The 18,222-nt window shown below is 66.4% G+C and carries 11 protein-coding genes and 1 pseudogene; 4 read left to right on the forward strand and 8 right to left on the reverse strand.

The window, feature by feature from the left end; translation table 11 throughout:
- Positions 1–31: 31 nt before the first annotated feature.
- The 4 genes from J0695_RS04540 to J0695_RS43675 all read left to right on the forward strand — a co-directional run bounded on the left by J0695_RS04540 (position 32) and on the right by J0695_RS43675 (position 6,631).
- A complete protein-coding gene (locus J0695_RS04540; RefSeq protein ID WP_206960400.1) occupies positions 32–1,198 on the forward strand; it encodes an exonuclease SbcCD subunit D in 1,167 nt (388 codons plus the stop codon).
- A complete protein-coding gene (locus J0695_RS04545) occupies positions 1,195–4,200 on the forward strand; it encodes an AAA family ATPase (protein WP_206960401.1) in 3,006 nt (1,001 codons plus the stop codon). The genes J0695_RS04540 and J0695_RS04545 overlap by 4 nt, the downstream gene beginning before the upstream one ends.
- A gap of 685 nt (positions 4,201–4,885) precedes the next feature.
- Positions 4,886–5,371, forward strand: a complete 486-nt coding sequence (locus tag J0695_RS43670) for a transposase (protein WP_307798417.1) — start codon at positions 4,886–4,888, stop codon at positions 5,369–5,371.
- An 84-nt stretch (positions 5,372–5,455) separates the two neighbouring features.
- Positions 5,456–6,631, forward strand: coding sequence for a transposase (locus J0695_RS43675; RefSeq protein ID WP_307798418.1), 1,176 nt, complete (start codon positions 5,456–5,458; stop codon positions 6,629–6,631).
- A 90-nt stretch (positions 6,632–6,721) separates the two neighbouring features.
- Here the strand turns inward: J0695_RS43675 and J0695_RS45590 are convergent.
- The 8 genes and pseudogenes from J0695_RS45590 to J0695_RS04590 all read right to left on the reverse strand — a co-directional run.
- A pseudogene (locus tag J0695_RS45590) lies at positions 6,722–6,928 on the reverse strand (transposase); the annotation flags it as partial.
- A 794-nt stretch (positions 6,929–7,722) separates the two neighbouring features.
- Entirely contained in the window at positions 7,723–8,142 is a 420-nt protein-coding gene (locus J0695_RS04560; RefSeq protein ID WP_206960404.1) for a hypothetical protein, read from the reverse strand.
- Positions 8,143–8,217: 75 nt separating this feature from the next.
- Positions 8,218–12,489, reverse strand: a complete 4,272-nt coding sequence (locus J0695_RS04565; protein ID WP_206960406.1) for a golvesin C-terminal-like domain-containing protein — start codon at positions 12,487–12,489, stop codon at positions 8,218–8,220.
- A 259-nt stretch (positions 12,490–12,748) separates the two neighbouring features.
- The gene (locus tag J0695_RS04570; protein ID WP_206960407.1) at positions 12,749–14,005 is read right to left on the reverse strand and encodes an ABC transporter permease; all 1,257 of its coding nucleotides are present in this window, start codon (positions 14,003–14,005) and stop codon (positions 12,749–12,751) included.
- The gene (locus J0695_RS04575; protein WP_206960409.1) at positions 14,002–14,715 is read right to left on the reverse strand and encodes an ABC transporter ATP-binding protein; all 714 of its coding nucleotides are present in this window, start codon (positions 14,713–14,715) and stop codon (positions 14,002–14,004) included. The genes J0695_RS04570 and J0695_RS04575 overlap by 4 nt, the downstream gene beginning before the upstream one ends.
- Positions 14,712–15,833 carry a peptidoglycan-binding protein gene (locus J0695_RS04580; RefSeq protein WP_206960412.1) on the reverse strand — a complete coding sequence of 374 codons (1,122 nt, stop codon included), beginning with the start codon at positions 15,831–15,833 and terminating at the stop codon, positions 14,712–14,714. The genes J0695_RS04575 and J0695_RS04580 overlap by 4 nt, the downstream gene beginning before the upstream one ends.
- 158 nt (positions 15,834–15,991) lie before the next feature.
- Complete coding sequence (locus J0695_RS04585; RefSeq protein WP_206960414.1) at positions 15,992–16,915, reverse strand: hypothetical protein; 924 nt, start codon at positions 16,913–16,915, stop codon at positions 15,992–15,994.
- A gap of 297 nt (positions 16,916–17,212) precedes the next feature.
- Positions 17,213–17,680, reverse strand: a complete 468-nt coding sequence (locus J0695_RS04590) for a hypothetical protein (RefSeq protein WP_206960416.1) — start codon at positions 17,678–17,680, stop codon at positions 17,213–17,215.
- Between the last annotated feature and the right edge of the window lie 542 nt (positions 17,681–18,222).

Consider the following 18,222-nt stretch of genomic DNA (forward strand, 5'->3'; position numbering starts at 1 on the left):
ATGTCAGACCACCCGGTTAACCTCGGGGATCATGAGGCTCCTGCACACGTCCGACTGGCACCTGGGACGGTCCTTCCACCGGGTCGGGCTTCTCGACGCGCAGGCCGCGTACCTCGACCACCTGGTGGCGACGGTGCGCGAGCGCGACGTGGACGCGGTGCTGGTGGCCGGGGACGTCTACGACCGGGCGGTGCCTCCGCTCGCCGCCGTCGAGCTCTTCGACCGGGCGCTGCACCGGCTCGCCGACGCCGGTGTGCAGACGGTCATGATCTCCGGGAACCACGACTCGGCGCGCAGGCTCGGTGTCGGCGCGGGGCTCATGGGGCGTGCGGGCATCCATCTGCGGACCGACCCGGCCGGCTGCGCCACCCCGGTGGTGCTCTCCGACACGCATGGTGACGTGGCCTTCTACGGGCTGCCCTATCTCGAGCCCGCGCTGGTGCGCGACGAGCTCAAGGCGGAGATGGCCGGGCACGAGGCCGTTCTCGCGGCAGCCATGCGGCGGGTACGGACCGATCTCGCGGGCCGGGCCGCGGGCACACGGTCCGTCGTCCTCGCCCACGCCTTCGTCGCGGGCGGCGAACCGAGCGACAGTGAGCGCGACATCACCGTCGGCGGGGTGGCCGCCGTCCCCTCCGGGGTCTTCGACGGCATCGACTATGTCGCGCTGGGGCATCTGCACGGCTGCCAGACGGTCACCGAGCGCGTCCGCTACTCAGGCTCGCCGCTCGCCTACTCCTTCTCCGAGGTCGACCACCGCAAGACGATGTGGCTCATCGACCTCGGCCCCGGCGGGGAGATCGGAGCCGAGCGTCTCGACTGCCCGGTTCCGCGCGGGCTCGCCCGGATCAGGGGCAGGCTCGACGAGCTCCTGGACGATCCCGCTCTCGTACGTCATGAGGAGTCGTGGGTTGAGGCGACGCTCACCGACCCGGTGCGGCCGCCCGAGCCCATGGCGCAACTGGCCGGGCGCTTCCCGCACGTACTGAGTCTCCTCTTCGAGCCCGACCGGGCCCCGGAGGATCCCCTCGCTTCGTACGCCCAGCGGCTGAAGGGGCGAAGCGACCAGCAGATCGCCGAGGACTTCGTGGCGCATGTGCGCGGCGGCGCCGGGCCCGACGAACGGGAGCGGACCGTGCTCGTCGGCGCCTTCGACGACGTCCGTGTGGACGACGGGGTGAAGGAAGTGGCCCGATGAGACTGCACTCGCTGCACATCAGCGCTTTCGGCCCCTTCGCCGCGCCCCAGGTCGTCGACTTCGACGCACTGTCCTCCGCCGGACTCTTCCTGCTGCACGGGCCCACCGGCGCGGGCAAGACCTCCGTCCTCGACGCCGTCTGCTTCGCGCTGTACGGCGCGGTGCCGGGCGCCAGGCAGAGCCCCGGTGCCACGCTGCGCAGCGACCACGCCGCGGACGCGCAGCTGACCGAGATCCGCCTCGAACTGACCGTGGCAGGAAGGCGGTTGGAGATCACCCGGCAGCCCGCACAGCCGAGGCCCAAAAAGCGCGGAACCGGATATGTGACGGAGAAGGCCCAGAGCGGGCTCCGTGAGTACGACCCGCAAGCCGGGGCCTGGAAGGCGCTGAGCCGCTCCCACCAGGAGATCGGCGAGGAGATCAGCCAGCTCGTGGGGATGAGCAGGGAGCAGTTCTGCCAGGTGGTGCTGTTGCCGCAGGGAGACTTCGCACGCTTCCTGCGTGCTGACGCCGAGGCGCGCGGCAAGCTCCTCGGGCGGCTCTTCGACACCCGGCGCTTCGCCGCGGTCGAGGAGCGCCTTGCCGAGCTGCGGCGCGCGGCCGAGCAGCAGGTACGCGCCGGTGACGAGCGGCTCCTGACCTTGGCGCACCGGATGGCCGAGGCCGCGGGCAGGGCGGCGGCGGAGTGGCCGCTGCCCGACGCGCAGCCGGGCGACCCCGGCCTCGCCGAGTCCGTACTGGAATGGGCCGCGATCGCCCGCAGCGGCGCGCGCGAACGCCTCGACATCGCCTCGGGGGCCGTGCAGGCGGCCGAGAGCAGGCAGGCCGCCGCCCGGCTCGCGCTGGATGCCGAGCGTGAGCTGGCCAGGCTCCAGCAGCGGTACGCGGACACGCAGAGGCGCGCCGGTGAGCTGGCGGCCCGCCGCCCCGAGTACGAGCAGGTACGGGCACGCCTGGACCGGGCCAGGAAGGCGGAGCGGGTGGCGCCCGCACTCTCCCTCCGCGAGCAGGCCGAGGGCGCTCACGGCGCGGCGAGCAACGGCCGCGAAAGATCCCGCGCCCAGCTTCCCTCCGCCCTCCACGACGCCGGTGCGGAACAACTCTCCGCGCTGGGAAGGACGTTGCGGCAGGAGCTGGGCGGCCTGGAGGCCGCCTGCAGGGACGAAAGGCGCAGCGCGGAGATCACCGCAGACCTGGCGGCGCTGGAGCGCGAGGCGCGCGGCGACGACGAACTGATCCAGGAGTCGGCCGGCTGGCTCTCGGGCTGGGACACCGAGCGCAGCCGTCTGCAGGACCGTATCGAAGCCGCGCGGGAAGCCGGGACGCTCGCCGAACAGCTCGCCGGACAGCTGGAACCGGCCCGCGGCAGGCTGGAGGCGGCGCGCGAGCGCGACCGGCTGGAGAGCGGGGCCGCCACAGCCGAGGACGCGCTGCGCGCCGCCCGCGAGCGGGCGAGTGCGGCGCACGAGTCCTGGCTCGGCCTCAGGGAGCGCAGACTGCTGGGCATCGCCGCCGAACTGGCGGCCGGTCTGCGCGACGGCGAACCGTGCACGGTCTGCGGGGCGACCGCGCACCCGTCCCCGGCGCAGGCCGGTGCGGGCCATGTGGACCGGACGGCGGAAGAAGAGGCGTACGCCCGCCACACCCGCGCCGAGGAGGCCCGCGCCGAGGAGGAGCGCAGGCTCGCAGGGGTACGGGAAGCCGTGGCCGTGGCCCGCGGCGAGGCGGGCACCGCCACCGTCGCCGAACTGGCCGGGCTCACCGGCCGGTTGCAGCAGGAGTACAACGAAGCGCACACCGTCGCGGCAGGGACGCACGCGGCCCGCGAAGCACTCGACCGCGCCGAGCGCGAGCACGCGCGACGCGTCGCCGCACAACAGCAGGCCGAACTCCGAGCCTCCGGACGGACCTCACGGCGCGAGACCCTCGAAGGCGAACGGGGTGCGCTGGAGAAGGACTTGACCCGTGCGCGGGGGGACGCCGGCAGCGTGGCCGAGCACGCCGCCCTCCTGGAGCGCCGGGTACGGCTGCTCGAAGCGGCGGTCGATGCGGTACGCGCGGTGGAGACGACCGCCCAGCAGCTGAAGGAGGCCGACGACCGCCTCGCCGACGCGGCGTTCCGGGCCGGCTTCGACACCCCGCAGGCAGCCGCCGCCGAGCTGCTCCCCGAGGACGGGCACCGTCGTCTGCAGCACCAGGCGGACGCCTGGCAGGCCGAGGAGGCGGCGGTCGCCGACCGGCTCGCCGAAGAGGACGCGGCACGGGCGGCAGAGCTCCCGCAGGCGAACCCCGACACCGCACGGGCCGCCTTCGACCGGGCGGAGCGCAGCGTGCGCGAGTCGGGGTCGGCCCTGGATGCGGCCCGCGAGCGCGGCAGCGCACTCGCCAGGCTCTCCCGGCAGGCCGCCGAGGAGCTGAGGAGCCTCGGGCCACGGCGCGAGGAGTACGACCGGGTGGCCCGGCTGGCGGGTCTCACGGCGGGCACCTCCACGGACAACGAACGCAGGATGCGCCTGGAGTCGTACGTCCTCGCGGCCCGCCTCGAGCAGGTCGCCGCAGCAGCCACCGTACGGCTGCAGCGCATGTCGTCGGGCCGCTACACCCTGGTGCACTCCGACGCCAGAGCGGGCGGCCGCAGCCGCTCCGGCCTCGGTCTGCATGTCGTCGACGCCTGGACCGGGCGCGAGCGGGACACCGCGACACTCTCGGGCGGTGAGACGTTCTTCGCCTCGCTCGCCCTGGCCCTGGGCCTGGCCGACGTGGTCACCGACGAGGCCGGCGGCATCCGTCTCGACACCCTCTTCATCGATGAGGGCTTCGGCAGCCTCGACGAGCAGACGCTGGACGAGGTCCTTGATGTACTGGACTCGCTGCGCGAGCGGGACCGCAGCGTCGGCATCGTCAGCCATGTCGCTGACCTGCGCCGTCGTATCCCCGCGCAGCTGGAAGTGATCAAGAACCGGGCGGGATCGATCGTGTCCCAGCAGGGAGCCCGCGACTGACCCGCCAGTGCGTGGCGGTCATCGCAATGGAATCTTGCCCTACTTTGCCCGCTCTGACCTGGACCGTCTTCGCCCTGCTGTCCCCCGCTTGTCCCCCAGACTGTCCCCCGGGCCTACATGCGGTCGCGGTCGAATCGATGGCCTGTCCGTCCCTGCAGGTAGCGGGCCCGGCTGAATCGAGTGACTACCGCTCTAAGTTCGCGGACTTGCTGAGCCTGGGGGCGATGCTCATGCGCTTTGAGGACTGCCTGTTCCGTCGGGCACGGTTTCCACAGCGACTCATCTCGGTCGTCAGAGCCCACCTGGAGGCATCGCCGTACTGGGCACGCCGACGGCGCCTCGTAATGCCCCGGCTTTGCCTGTGCCCCTTAGTGAGACGTTCGTGATCCGTGGCGACGGTACGGTCCGGCATCAGTGACGGTTGCCGAAGTCCGGGTAAGTGGTCCACCGCCGGCTCCGCTTGGCGACACCGGTAGAACCCCGACCGGGACACCCGGAAAATCCTGCACAGCCGCTGTATGCCGTACTCCATGTGGTGATCGGAGATGAACCGCCAGCGGCTGTTCATCGACTCATCTCCGATCCTGGTGGTCAATTCAGGGGATCGGTAAGTGAGCGTCAGGCTGTGGGTGGAGCCTGGGTTTTGCGGCAGTCTTGTGGTGTCTGTCCGCAGGATGGAGATGTGGTGTCGGTGCAGCCGCAGTCCTGGCCCGTTCCGGACCCGCAGATCGCGGCGGCGATCCGGACGATGTACTCAGGCCGGCGGGAGGTCCCGTTGGCGGTGCGGGTCCGTGACCGGTTCGGTGAGCTGTTCGCCGACGGCGAGTTCTCGGCTGCGTTCGGGCAGCGTGGCAGGCCCGGATGGTCGCCGGGCCGCCTCGCGCTGGTCACGGTGCTGCAGAAGGCGGAGAACCTCACCGACCGGCAGGCCGCCGAGGCAGTACGGACGGACCTGTCGTGGAAATACGCGCTCGGACTGGATCTTCAGGATCCAGGGTTCGACCACAGCGTGCTCTCGGAGTTCCGCTCCCGGGTGGTCACGCACGCTCTGGAGGAGAAGGTCCTGGACCTGCTGCTGGCCCAACTGGTCCAGCAGGGGCTTCTGGCGAGCGGAGGCAAGCAACGCACCGACTCCACCCACGTGATCTCCGCGGTACGGGACCTGAGCTAGCTGGACCTGGCCGGTGAGGCCGTCCGCGCCGCACTTGAGGCGCTGGCCTGTGCGGCACCGCGCTGGGTGGAACAGGCAATCGACGTGCCCTCCTGGAGTCGGCGCTACAGCGACCGGATCCCGGGCTGGCACGCACCAACCTCCAAGGCCAAACGCAACCGCCTCGCTCTCGACTTCGGCCGGGACGGCTTCGCCCTGCTCACCGCGGTATATGCGCCGCAGTCCCCGCCATGGCTGCGGGAGCTGCCGGCCGTCCAGGTCCTGCGGCGTGTGCTGGTCCAGATTTACACCCGCACCGTGTCGGGCAGCGGACGGGAGGCGGTCAAGCGGCGGGAGGCGGAAGCGGACGGTCTCCCGCCCGGCCAACAGCGCCTGACCTCGCCGTATGACACCGATGCCCGCCGCAGCGTGAAGGGCGGCCTGTTGTGGAACGGCTTCAAGATCCATATCAGCGAGACCTGCCAGGCCCCCGAATCGGCCGCGCCCGGCAACAACGCCGACGCGAGATCAGGACGGCCACCGCGCTCCCCGTGGCCGAACCTGGTCACGAACGTCATCACGACCGACGCCACCGTCCACGACAGCGCCATGCTCGACCCTATCCACCAGGCCCTCCAGCGCCGCGGACTGTTGCCCGGGGAGCACTACCTGGACAGCGGATACGCCTCGGCCGAGTTGATCGTGGGCTCCCTGAAGAAGTTCGGCGTCGCGCTCATCACCCCGATGTTGCGCGACCTGTCCCGCCAGGCCAGGGCCAACGAGGGCTTCGCCACCCACGACTTCCGTATCGACTGGCAGATGCAGCAGGCCGTCTGCCCGACCGGGCAGACCAGCACCACCTGGAGCCCCTGCCACCAGGCCGGCGTGGCCACGACGGTGGTCACCTTCTCCACCAGAGACTGCGGCCCCTGCCCGCAGCGACCCCAGTGCACCACCTCCCAACTCGGGCGCCGTCAACTCACCCTGCAGCCCCAGGAGATGCACGAAGCCCTGCGCGATGCCCGCGCCCGGCAGAAGACCGAGGAATGGAAACACGACTACGCACTGCGCGCCGGGGTCGAGGGGACCATGCACCAAGCCACCGCCGTCACCGGTATCCGACGTGCCCGCTACCACGGCCTGCGGAAGACCCACCTCGACCACATCTACAGCGCGGTCGCACTGAACCTGATCCGGCTCGACACCTGGTGGAACGGCAATCCCCTCGACCGCACCCGCACCAGCCACCTCGCCCGACTCGAACTCGCCCTCACCGCCTGAATTGACCACCAGGATCATCTCCTTCGCAAAATACTGGGCGGCCTTGCGAAGGATTTCCTTCTCCAGCTCCAGATCGCGAACCTGCTTCCGCAGCCGCTTCAGCTCCGCACGCTCGTCCGGCGTCATCGCTTCACCGGCCCCGCCGCCCATAGCGCCGCGGGCCTGCAGGACCCACTTGCGCAGGGACTCGGTGTTGATCCCGAGCTCCTTGGCCACCGAGTTGATGGACCGGCCACTGGACATGACCAGCCCGACCGCATCCCGCTTGAACTCTTCCGAATACCGGGTGACAGCCACCTGGACACCTCCTCGTCGGATCCCACGATCCGACCTTCAAGGACTGTCCACATTTCGGGGCAAACCCCACCTCCACACTCGCCCCCTGACGACAACGTCCAAGACCCGAGCAGACTACGAGACCTGGGCCGTGGTGCACATTTCGCCGTACTTGATGGTGCAGTCAGAGGAGTACGCCGACGCCAGGGACCTGACCGGCTACCACTCGACGGACGCCATCGGCTCTGCCGGGTTGGGCATCACACGTTCCTGCGGACACGCCAGCCTTGGGCTCACCGGTTTCACCGCTTATTCCGAGATCCATCCGCGGCCTTCGCGCTTTCTCTGAATAGGGCAGGGCCACCGCCAGGCGGCTCTACCGGGCTGGGGTTCGCTTCATGGTCGACGGGTAAACGTTCGACGCAGAAGGATGGGGCGCCGGCCGACGTCGAATTACCGCCATTGCGTTCCAGCGATAGTCGCTCGATTTTCAGTCGCTTGTGCGGAGTTCGAGGGAAATCCGCGTTGCTGAAGAGAGGATCGCGGAGGCGTACACGACAGGAAATGGGAAATGTGACGGCTGAATCCAGAGACAGGTTGCCGCTGCCCCGACGCAAGTGGCAGAGGCGATGGTGGTTATTCCCGTGGCGGCCACGGGTCCGCCTCCTTTCCGGAGGGGGTATCAGTCCACTGGTGCGGTGGGAGCCGGAACAGCCGAGCGGTGGTGACGAGCCGCGCCGACCAGCACGGACACCGCCTCCGCGAGGCGCCCCACGGGACAAGGGATGTGTGCCTGCGCAGGTCACGCCGGCCTTCTACGCCCCCTCAGAAGATCTGCACCCGATCGAGAAGGCGAAGAAGATTCCGCTCACGACAATGAGTGCGACCGCCAATACCGAACTGCTATGAAACACGTCTGTCCATGCTGCGCTGTGGTCCGCTTGCGCTTGTGCGCGCAGTGCCATCCATACGAACGGAACAGCGAGCCACGCTGTCGCTGCCGCGCAGACACGGACGGCGGGTCGCAGTCTGCTAGTGCTGGAGGTGTTCCGGAAAATGAGGAGCGCCAGCGTCGCATGGACGGCGAAGTAGAACCAGAACGCAGGAAACGCGAGCCACCCGAGGCCGGACAGCCACCAGATGAGGGGCACCCCTCCCAGGATGGCAGCGAGTGCGGCGATACCCCAGAGCACCGCCGTGATGCGTAGTGCGGTGCGCAACAGGCCAATAGTCATAAATGTGTCCTTGTGGTGCAAGACGGCCTCTGGTGCCGACGCTGCTGTGCGGCGTCGGCACCAGAGGCCAGACGGCTAGTCGCCGTCGGGACCGGTGGTCATGTGAGTGGTCTTATCGTCACAATAGATCACTCGGGTGGGCGTCTCGTTCGTCGACGAGAGCGGTGGAACGGAGATGTTCCAGGGGTTTCCGCCGTTCCCACGTACCGCAATGTCACACTTTCCGTACGGATTGCCCGCATCGGATGTGATCCCGGGGATATTGGTGAAGTTGGAGAAGCTGCCGCGCTGTACCGGGCCGCTGGTCGACTTCCCCGTTTGGTCGATCATCGCGCCGTTGTGGTAGAGGTACAGGTCAGGCATGTATCCCTGGTACACGAGCCCGTAGGCAGGGCTGTTGTCGGCGTCGGGCACTGCCTGGGTGGACTTCACACTGCCATCGGCGCAGAAAGCGACGGACACGTTCTGCCAGATCGGCGGGGCCGCGTACAACAGAGAGCCCGAGGCGCTGTTGACGTCGAACTCTCGGAAGAACATGTTATAGAAATCACCTGCAGTGTCGGCGACTTCCTGTGGTGCCTTGCCCGCGTCGACGGCCTTCTGAAGTTGGTCGACCCAGGCCTTGAAATTCTTGTCCGTGGTCGGGGCGCCGCCGAGCGGACGGTAGCCGTCGACACCGCCTCCGATGGACTTGGTGTTCAAGCACTGCCCGGAACTGTCGATGGTCGGGGTGCTGTAGTGCGGCAGGTAAGCACGCGCGCGCGTGAAGCCGGTCTGGAGTGGGTTGTCGACGTGAGTCGCACTGCCGGTGACCGTGTTGGCGTCGAGTTCGTCGAACGAGAGGTCGGGCATGGAGACCCCGGCGCTGCCGTAGTCGGCGACGGTGCCCTTGACGAACGAGACGACGAACGGGGCGATCTTGGTGTTTCCGACACGCCAGTTGACGTCGTAGTCCTGAGTTCCGGGAATGATCTTCCCGTCGTCTCCGGCGATGAAGTTGACGTTGATGTGCGTCTTATTCTTGTAGTCGAGATCGGAGGCGAACGCGGTGTCGGGCGCAGTGGAAGCACTGGGAACGGGGTTGTCGAACCCCATCCACCGTGTGATCGACTTCGATCCGCTCGTGGCGGTGCCAGCCTCGGTGATCTGCTGCGACCAGGCCTGCATGGCCGCCTCGCTCTGCGCTCCCACGCACCCGGTGCTGAGCGTACTGCTGCAGGCAGGAAACTCGGTGAGTCCCTTCACCCTCGGCTTGCTGGCGTCGTACCAGGGTGCTCCGCCAGCGGTCTTGTTGCGGGCCCAGTCGTACAGCGTCTGCCGCGTGCGGATGGGGCTGTTGATGGTGCTGGGCGTGTTGGTGTCGAGGTTCTGATTGGGATCGATCGCTGACACGGCATCGAACGTGTGGTGCACCTCATGGCCCGCGAACGGGACGAAGGCGAGTGCGTCGTAGGCAACGGCGCTGTCTCCGGAGGTCGCGTCGTCGGTGACGTTGCTCAGGGTGACCTTGGCGTTGGCTCCGAGTTGGAAGTATCCGACGGTGACCCAGCCGTTGCTGGCCTTGGTCTGGTCTACGACGCGCTCGTAGACCTTGCCGGACTTCGTGGTGACCTCGTAGTGGGCGGACTTGGTGGTGTTGCCCAGGTAGGGGATGTAGGCCTGAACCTTGTAGACGTGGTCGCTCAGCTTCGAGGACCAGGCGCCGGTGGTGGTCAGCAGGTTGTCCCAGTTATTGGGCTGCCGGCCGTGGGAGAAGTAGTAGTGGCCGCCGAAGCCTCCGCCGATCTGGTGGAGGTCCTCCTTGGCCTCGTAGTGGTTCTCCTCGTCAGCAGCGAAGGAGAAGCCGAAGTTCCCCCCGCTGCTCCATCCCTTGGTCGAGCACCGGACGGACGGCACTGAGTCAGGGAGTTCGTCGACGAGAGTGGATCCGCTGGGCAGGGTCGAGGCATCACACGGGCCGGGGTTGGGATTGGCGCTTCCGGGTTCGCTGCGGACCGTCTTGTACGTCATGTACTCGTTGCCGCATTGGTTGGCGGTGCAGTCCTTCCACTTGGTGTCCTGGTTGTACCAGTGGGGGGTGTAGCAGGCCACGTCGTGACAGACCGGCGGTGCGAGCGGGTCGCATGAGTTGCTGGTGTCGCAGAACGCGCTCAGCGGAGGCCTGATCGCACTGGTGCGGTCGGTGGCGACACTCCACCAGGCGGCGGAGTAGCCATGGGTGTTGCCGCTGTTCTTCACACCGTTGTCGTCGTAGGAGCGTCCGGTGTCGAGGGGGAAGGCACCCCAGCCCATCACCTTCTCCTCGTACGGCCAGTTCTGCGGCTTGGCCGCGTCGGCGTAGTGGTTGTTGTCGAGGAAGGCGAGGCGGTCGGCCGGGTACTTGGGGTTGGCCGGGTTGTTGCCCCAGCCGAGGCCCCAGCGGCCGGACGGGTCGCTGCCAGGAAGGTTGAAGCCGGCGTTGTAGTTCCAGACCGCGGCGAACCAGTTCTCCGGCCGGGACGGATCGTCGTTGTTGACCTTGATCGTGGAACCGGCGGCGTGGAGCTCGTTCCACTTCTTGGCGAGGATCTGCGCCGAGTACGAGATGCCGGTGGCGTAGTCGAGGGCGACAGCCCGCTGCTGATCCGCGGGCAGGATCTTCTCGTTGGGCTTGGGGTGGCCGGCCTTGCGCATGCCGTCGGTGGCCTGGCCGATGCCATAGCCGCAGTCGGCCTTGTCCCAGTTGATCTTCCAGATGCGGTTCGGGTCGTAGCCGTCGGTGCCGGCGTAGATGTTGGTGCCGTAGTAGTTGCCGATGAGCGGATTGCCGTACTCGCCCGGCTCCGCATGTGAGGAGGCCTGCCACAGGTTGGACTCCTGGGCGAGGACTCCGAGCATCACCTGCGCCGGGATGTTACCGCCGGTGGTCAGGCCGACCTGGGGGAACATTCCCTGGGGCGACCAGGCGGGCAGCCCCGAGTGGCGCCAGTCGGCGGGCCGGCTGGCATTGGCGGAGGTCAGCAGTCCCCTGACGGCCATGTCGGCGGCCCATTCAACCTGGTTGGGGGTCGGCTGGTACACCTGAGTGTTCGGGTCGTTGCGCGGAACCGCGCAGTAGCCGTCCTGGTCGACCGGGTCCGACGACGACTCGCTCGATGCCAGCATGGCGCGGGAAGATTTCTCCGCGGCGCTCTTGCCAGTTGCGCTCGCACCGCCGACGACGTAGGGGAGGATCGGGGAGGGCTTCACACCGTCCGCCTCATGCGCCGAGGAGGCCTTAGGCGAGACGGCGAAGGACAGGTCCTTGCCTGTGGCGGTGGCGGTCGCCTTGATGTCGACGGTCTCCGGCGCGGCGGTCTGGGCACGCTGCAGCGGGTTGGCGACCTTGTCGGCGAGGTGACGCGGAGTGGACCGGGTGATGGCCAGCCCGCCCTTGGTCGAGAGGTCGGCCTGCGCCGGCGCGTCGATCCGGCGCACCGTCTTCGGCAGCGCCCCCGTCACCTTGGCGTTGCCGGACAGCAGCACCTGACCGTGGGCCCCCTGCGACAGCCCGACGTCGCCCAGCTTGCCGGTGCCGAGGGTGGACACCTTCCTGCCACTGAGGTGCTTGACCGCGACCGTGGTGGCGGAAGGGTCGATGAAGGTGACGTCACCGCTGCTGTCGGGGCGCAGACGCAGGGCGTTGCCGTGGGTATGAGCCGCCACGGTCGTGTGCCCCTTGCGGTCCAGGCGGAGCAGTCGCCGCTCGTCGGAGGCGACGATGGTGCTGCCCACCGGCACGGCCGAAGTGGCCTGGCCTTGCAGGGAGTTGGTGGCGATGACCTTGCCAGTGACGGCGTCAACGGTCTGCAGTTGGGTCTGGTCGCCCTTGGCGGTGCTGGAGGCCTGGGTGATGACCGCCGTCTCGGCGCTGCCGCATCCGGGGTCGAAGTAGGCCAGGCTGGCATTGACCGCGACCTTGGTGACCGCGCCGGTGTCGAGGTCGACGACGGCGGTGAAGGCTCCCCGGTCATACAGGTCTGCGTTGTTGGTGAAGGACCGGGGCGCGTACGCGACGACGGCGCGCTTGCCGGAACCCGTAACGCAGGCGTTGCCGACCCACTGGTCGGCCGAGAGGCCAGGCTCGGCCAGGGTCGCCACGGTCCGCCAGTGGTAGGCGTCCTTCGCGTCGGCGACCAGGATATGGAGGCCGGTGGCGTCACCGGCGGTGCTCCACGCCCGGTCGCCCGACGCCGTCCCGTCCTTGCCGAGCAGCTCGGTCCGCTTGGCAACGGGTATCCCGGCCGGATCCGGCTTCGCCGCGCTGGTGTTGGCGGTGGGTGGTTTCGCCGGGGCCGGGGTGCCGGCCCAGGCGGAAGCCTGGACCAAGCCGGTCAGGGTTGCCCCAGCAGCCAGCGCCGCCAGCGGGGCTCTCGCTCTCTTGCGGAATCTCAACGAATCTCCTCTGGGAAGATCCCGTGCCATATCGGCGCGGGACATACCGCTCCCGCGCCGATATGGCGCGGGAGCGGAAGTTCAAATGAATGCGGTTGACCGTGGACGAGCGGCTAGCCAGCGTCCGGGCAGACGGGCCGTGACTTGAACTGCGCTGGACGTGTCGCGAGCGGGAATCGTCAGCCCGTCTAGTTCAGCGGCGGAGCGCCTCAGCCGGTGTGATCCGCGAGGCTCTCCATGCCGGATACAGGCCCGCCAGCAGCCCGGTTGCCAGGCCAATCGCTGGCGCTACGGCGAGGGTCATCGGATCGACGACGGGCGTCCACTCGCGGACTGCCGAGACACAGACCACGGTTGCGGTGCCGATCGAGGTACCCATCAGGCCACCGATGAGTCCCAACGCTGCGGACTCGGTCAGGAACTGGAGAGTAATGTGGCGGCCGCGTGCGCCGAGTGCTCGCCGTAGACCGATCTCTCCGGTGCGCTCCATGACGGCGACGAGGGTGGTGTTGGCGATACCGACGGCGCCGATCACCAGGCAGACCGCCGCGAGGATGAGAAACAGCTGACTGAGGTCACTGCCTACCGCCGTTCGCAGCGACTTGGGGTCGGGTGGCGGGACGGCGTTGAAGTACTCGGGATGTTCTGGGCGCAGGGCAACCGCAGCCTCGTGGGCAACCTGTGATGCGGCACCAAGTTGGGTGGAGATCAGCATCTGTGCACGTGAGTCCGTCGGGGGCCCCCAGATGCGCTCTGCTGTGGCACGGGGAACCACGATCGACATCAGCAACTCCGGTTTGCGGTCCACGTCCTTGACGATGCCGATCACAGTGAATGGAACATCGCCGATAAAGATGGCCGGGTTGGTACGCAGAGTGGTGATGCCCAGTCGGGCGGCGGTGGCCGCGCCCAGGACAGCGACTTGCTGGTGGTGCTGCTCGTGAAATTCGCTGAAGGAACGGCCTTGAGCGAACCGGGAGTTCGCTGCAGCCAGCACCCCGGGGGAGGCAGCGATCACCTGAGTCTGAGCATCGGCCCCATTGGTAATCCCGAGCGGAGCAGACCGGACTGGTTCCTCGGGTCCGAGCCGGACCCTCCAATAGACGCCGGCAGCATCGACTCCGTTGAGATGGCCAATCCGTGCATCCGCATCCTTTGGGAAGGCCAGGTGCACCCGCGCGGAATCCTGTCCGCCGGTGTCCTGCACATTGACCTCGGTCGCGGTGAGCTTGTTGAAACGGGTGTCGATCTGGGAGGCCGCGGTCCCGGTGAGCCCAAGGACCGCGATGAACGCTCCTACGCCCAGCACGGTACCCAGCGCGGTCAGGATGGATCGGGCCGGGCGCTGGAGGATTCCCGCTATCGCCTCAGCGAGCAGGTCCCTCAGCGCAAGACGGGAGCGGCTAATCGCGTAGGTCTCGGCGTGGCGCCGACGGTGTGCTCTTTTCACGCGATCACCTGATGAGGGATCTGCTCCGTCAGCAGTCCGTCGTGGATGGTCACAGTGCGCTGCCCCTGTGCCGCGACGTGGGCGTCGTGAGTGATGACAACGATGGTCATGCCGTCCTGGTGGAGGCCGTGAAGGAGGTCCAGCACCGAAGAGGCCGTCCGTGAGTCGAGATTGCCGGTCGGTTCGTCGCACAGCAGGAGCGAAGGATCGGCGACCAGTGCCCGCGCGATCGCTACGCGTTGGCGCTCACCGCCGGAGAGTTGAGTCGGTAGCGAATGAAGACGGTGTGCAAGACCAACCCTCCGCAGCACAGTCTCCGCCCGGACACGTCGTTCACGACGGGGCAGTCGCTGGTAAAGCATGGCGAGCTCGACGTTTTCAAGGGCGCTGCGATGCGTCAGAAGATGAAACGACTGAAAGACGAAGCCGATCCGTTCACTGCGAAGGGCGGCACGGTTCGCCTCACTCACGGCACCGGTATCGATGCCGTCCAAGAGATACGTTCCATGTGTCGGCGCATCGAGGAGGCCGACAATGTTCAGGAGTGTCGATTTCCCGGATCCGGACGGCCCTACCACGGTGACGAACTCGCCTTGGCCGATCCGTAGGTCACACGGCTGGAGCGCCGCGACGGTGGGAGGTCCGGGGTAGGTGAGGCCGACCGCGTTGAAGTCGACGACAGGTTCTCCGACCTGGAATGCCCTGGTCATGACTGCCCAGCGGTGACGGGTGCTTGGACGCCCACCACGACCTGGTCGCCCTGGGCGATGTGATCCGAGCCTTCGGGGGTGATCTGCACGTAACCGTCTCCGGTCATCCCGACCCGAACAGCAACGCGGCGCTCCTGATTGTCCGCTCGTACCGTCACGGTCGTCAGTCCGTCAGCGCCGGCTGAAATCGCCGAGGTGGGTACAGCCAGTACTTTGTCCTGCGACGATGCGGCGACGATGGTCAGACGTACATCTGCACCGTTGAAGTCTGCAGAGAGCGCCTTGGACGGCTTGATCCGCACGGCATAGGTTTCGCCGCTCTGCTCAGAGTCCCCTTCGTGAGCCTTGGTAGGGGACTTGGCGACCGAGATGACCGTTCCTGTGGCCTGCTTTCCCGTCACCTCGGACAGGACTTGCACACTCTGCCCGGCACGGATCAAGTCTTTCTCATATGACGCGACGGAACCGTCGATCATGAGGGTGCCCGACGTGACCGACAGCAGGGTTCCATTCGCGTCGCCTCCCACCTTGGCCCCCACTGTGTCGACGCGCGCCAAGCTTGAGCGTACGAACGTCACCTCCGACATGGGCACGCCAGACCCCTGCTTGGCTGTTCTCTGTGCTGCGTCGTCTGTGGTTTGCGGCTTCTGCGATACCTCTGATGTGGCGGGGGCATAGCCGATTGCCCGGTAGTAGCGGGTCACCGCGTGTTCGGTCCCCGGGCCGAACACGCCCACGGTGTCCCCACTCGAGGCGTATCCGATGCGGGAGAGTGCACGCTGTAGTTGCGTGACGTCCTCCCCGCTCATGCCGGGCATCAGATCGCGGTAGGCCGGAAGATCGCCCTGCAGGATGAACATCGGGCGCCCCGAGACTTCCAACAGCACCTGCCCGGGGCTGAGAGTCCCCCCCGGGGCGATCTTCACTTTGGTGACGACGGACCGGCCCACGTCCTTGGCCGATCCCGTGCTGGCGATGTCAGTGCGCTGCGAGGCCGTCACAGTGCCGCGGGTCACCACAGACTGTGCAAGCACCTTGCGTACCACCGGTGCTGTCAACACATCGGGCTGTGGTGCCGCAGAATCCGCAGCAGCCTGTGCCGGCGACTTGATGAGCATCGCAGCACCAGCACCAGCACCCGTACACAGCAGGCATCCGACTATCACCGCCAGTAGGGCACGTCGTCGTCGGACGAGTCCGCGTGCTCGAGTCGGTTCACAGGCCGACGCCGCGATCGAGGAATCCGTTTCGTTCCTGGTGTCGACGTCGTTCCGTGTCACCGTGTCCCCGCAATAACACTGGCTGCCTTCTTCACTGCGGCGTCGAGGGCCTTGGACTCGTGGTCCAATAGTTCGGCCTTATTCTCAATTGCCTTGTTCTGGAGGGTTGTCTCGGCGTCGAACCAGATCTTCGCAACATTTGTCTTGTTGCGACAGTCGATGTCAGTGGTAGCTGTTGCGATCTCCAGAGCTGTCACGTCCGGCGAACCGAAACGCGGGTCATCGCTGGCGTCAAGAGGTGCGGCGTAGTTATACCCACTCGCCTTCATGCACGCAGACCATGCCCCGAAGGCTTTCACCACATGAGCATCCGCCTTAGATTTCACGAATGCTTCTGCGCTTATTTCTTGGGCTGTGTTCGTTTGGACGGCCTGAGCGCCTATCCGCCTATCCGCCTGCCCCATACAGCCGCCTTCGGGAACCTTCTTCCCGTTTACGGCCTTGACGCCACTGCCGTCCAGTGTTTGGGAATCCGCGCCCCCCGTCAAGTTGTCAACGGCCCCTGCATTGATTGCATTGTCGTAAGCGGCTTGGTCATTGGCATCCGGCTTATACCCCCGAACCTTCGCCAAAGCCAGATCGTGGATTCCGTACCGCCAGTCGACGAGAGTCTTCCCGCCGATCTTGGGGAGGTCTGGGGCCGGAGCCCAGGTGAAACCAAAACCCTTCATGCAATCGCCGATGAGCTGCTTCCTGGCCTGAGAAATCTGCGCCTTCGCGCTATCGGAAGGAAGGTAGCCTTGGATGGGAAGGGTCCAAGTGGACGGGTCTTTCTCATCGAACGGAACCGCCGGGGAGGGCAATATTCTTGTCGGCTTAGTGCTGGATTCTGTGTCCGACCCCGCGCATCCTGTCACGACCGCAAGGGTTGCCACAGAAAGCGAAACCGCAAGCATGTGATTCTTCAAACGATAGTTCATCAATTCTTCCAGCTATCTGTCTGGGTGCATTCCTTTCAAGTTGAAGGATTGGCACACTCGGATGGGCTTCGTGATTTGGTTATGGGTAGATGAAATGAGGATGAGGTGGGCCCGGCCTTGTTGATTGGTGTCGTGGAACGAAACAACCGTGCCCACCCAACCCTCAGAGGTGCCCCTTCTTGCGAAACGAAGATTCCGTCACCAATCCGGGATCTTCTCGCTAACACGCAACTACGTCCAGACGAGGGATCGCCACGTTTCCCTGAGGCTGGTCAGCGGTGCGCGACTTGTGTCGCTTTACAGCGACGACCAGTTGAAGGAAGCATTTTGGTTGTACGCCTGCGAGAGATTCCGTGAGCTGTTAGGGGTGGCCCAGTCGGAGCTTCCCTTATAGCCCGAGTTGTAATACGTGACTGCGTAGTACGTGGAGTGCTTGTTCCTCACCGAGGCTGCATTGTTCTTGATGCCCTGATTGTTTCCGGAGCCGCCGTGGCAGAAGAGCAATGGCTGAGTGCCGGCCTGAGGAGAGCCCCCGACCCGCTCGTCTGCGAAGTCGTATACGGGATATCCGACGTTACGGTAGGCGCCACCGTAGTTCGAATTGAAATAGATGGCGTACTTGAACACCGAAGCAGACTGCGACTTCATACATGCATCGGGGCTCTCCTGGTTCTCTTCCCCTGTGGAAGCGTGCGCGGGAGTAATGATCGACATCCCGAGGCCAATCGCTGTGGCCGTAACGGCCAGAGTCTTCTTCAGGTTCATGATTCTCCTCATTGCAAAGAATTGAGGGGAATAGTGGACAGGCCGCTGCCGTACGCACGAAACGCACAGACGGCACGGATGTCCTGCTGATTACTGCAGCTTGTGATCAGGGTGCAGGAGCGACGCTGAAAGCGGACCACAATTCAGTGACCCAGCCCTGCTGTACTCGCTATCTCCAGATCCCGAAGCAGACAGCTCGACACGCTGTACAGCATTCCCCTCCCGGTTGCGCGTCGATTCATCTGTCGCGAGACGGAGCTGCGGCCTGTGTGCCACATGAGCACCCCCTCGACGACTCGGTCATTAGATCATCACAATTTCTCCATGAAATGGACATTTGGGCTTGTACTCGACTGTCACAAATTCATCTCGCCCCGTTTCGCGATGCCGCATGCTCGGTGCATGCATGAAGGCGTCACATTGGCGTCCGCGAATGCCAACTAGCCTCCATTACCCATTAGTTGGAGAGGTGCTGGATTCCGCTAAGGCCGTACCGCGTCGACCCCTCCGCCTATGTGTTTCTTGGCCAAGAATTTACAGTC

The organism is Streptomyces beijiangensis, assembly GCF_017315755.1.
In the GTDB taxonomy this organism is placed as follows: Bacteria; Actinomycetota; Actinomycetes; order Streptomycetales; family Streptomycetaceae; genus Streptomyces; species Streptomyces beijiangensis.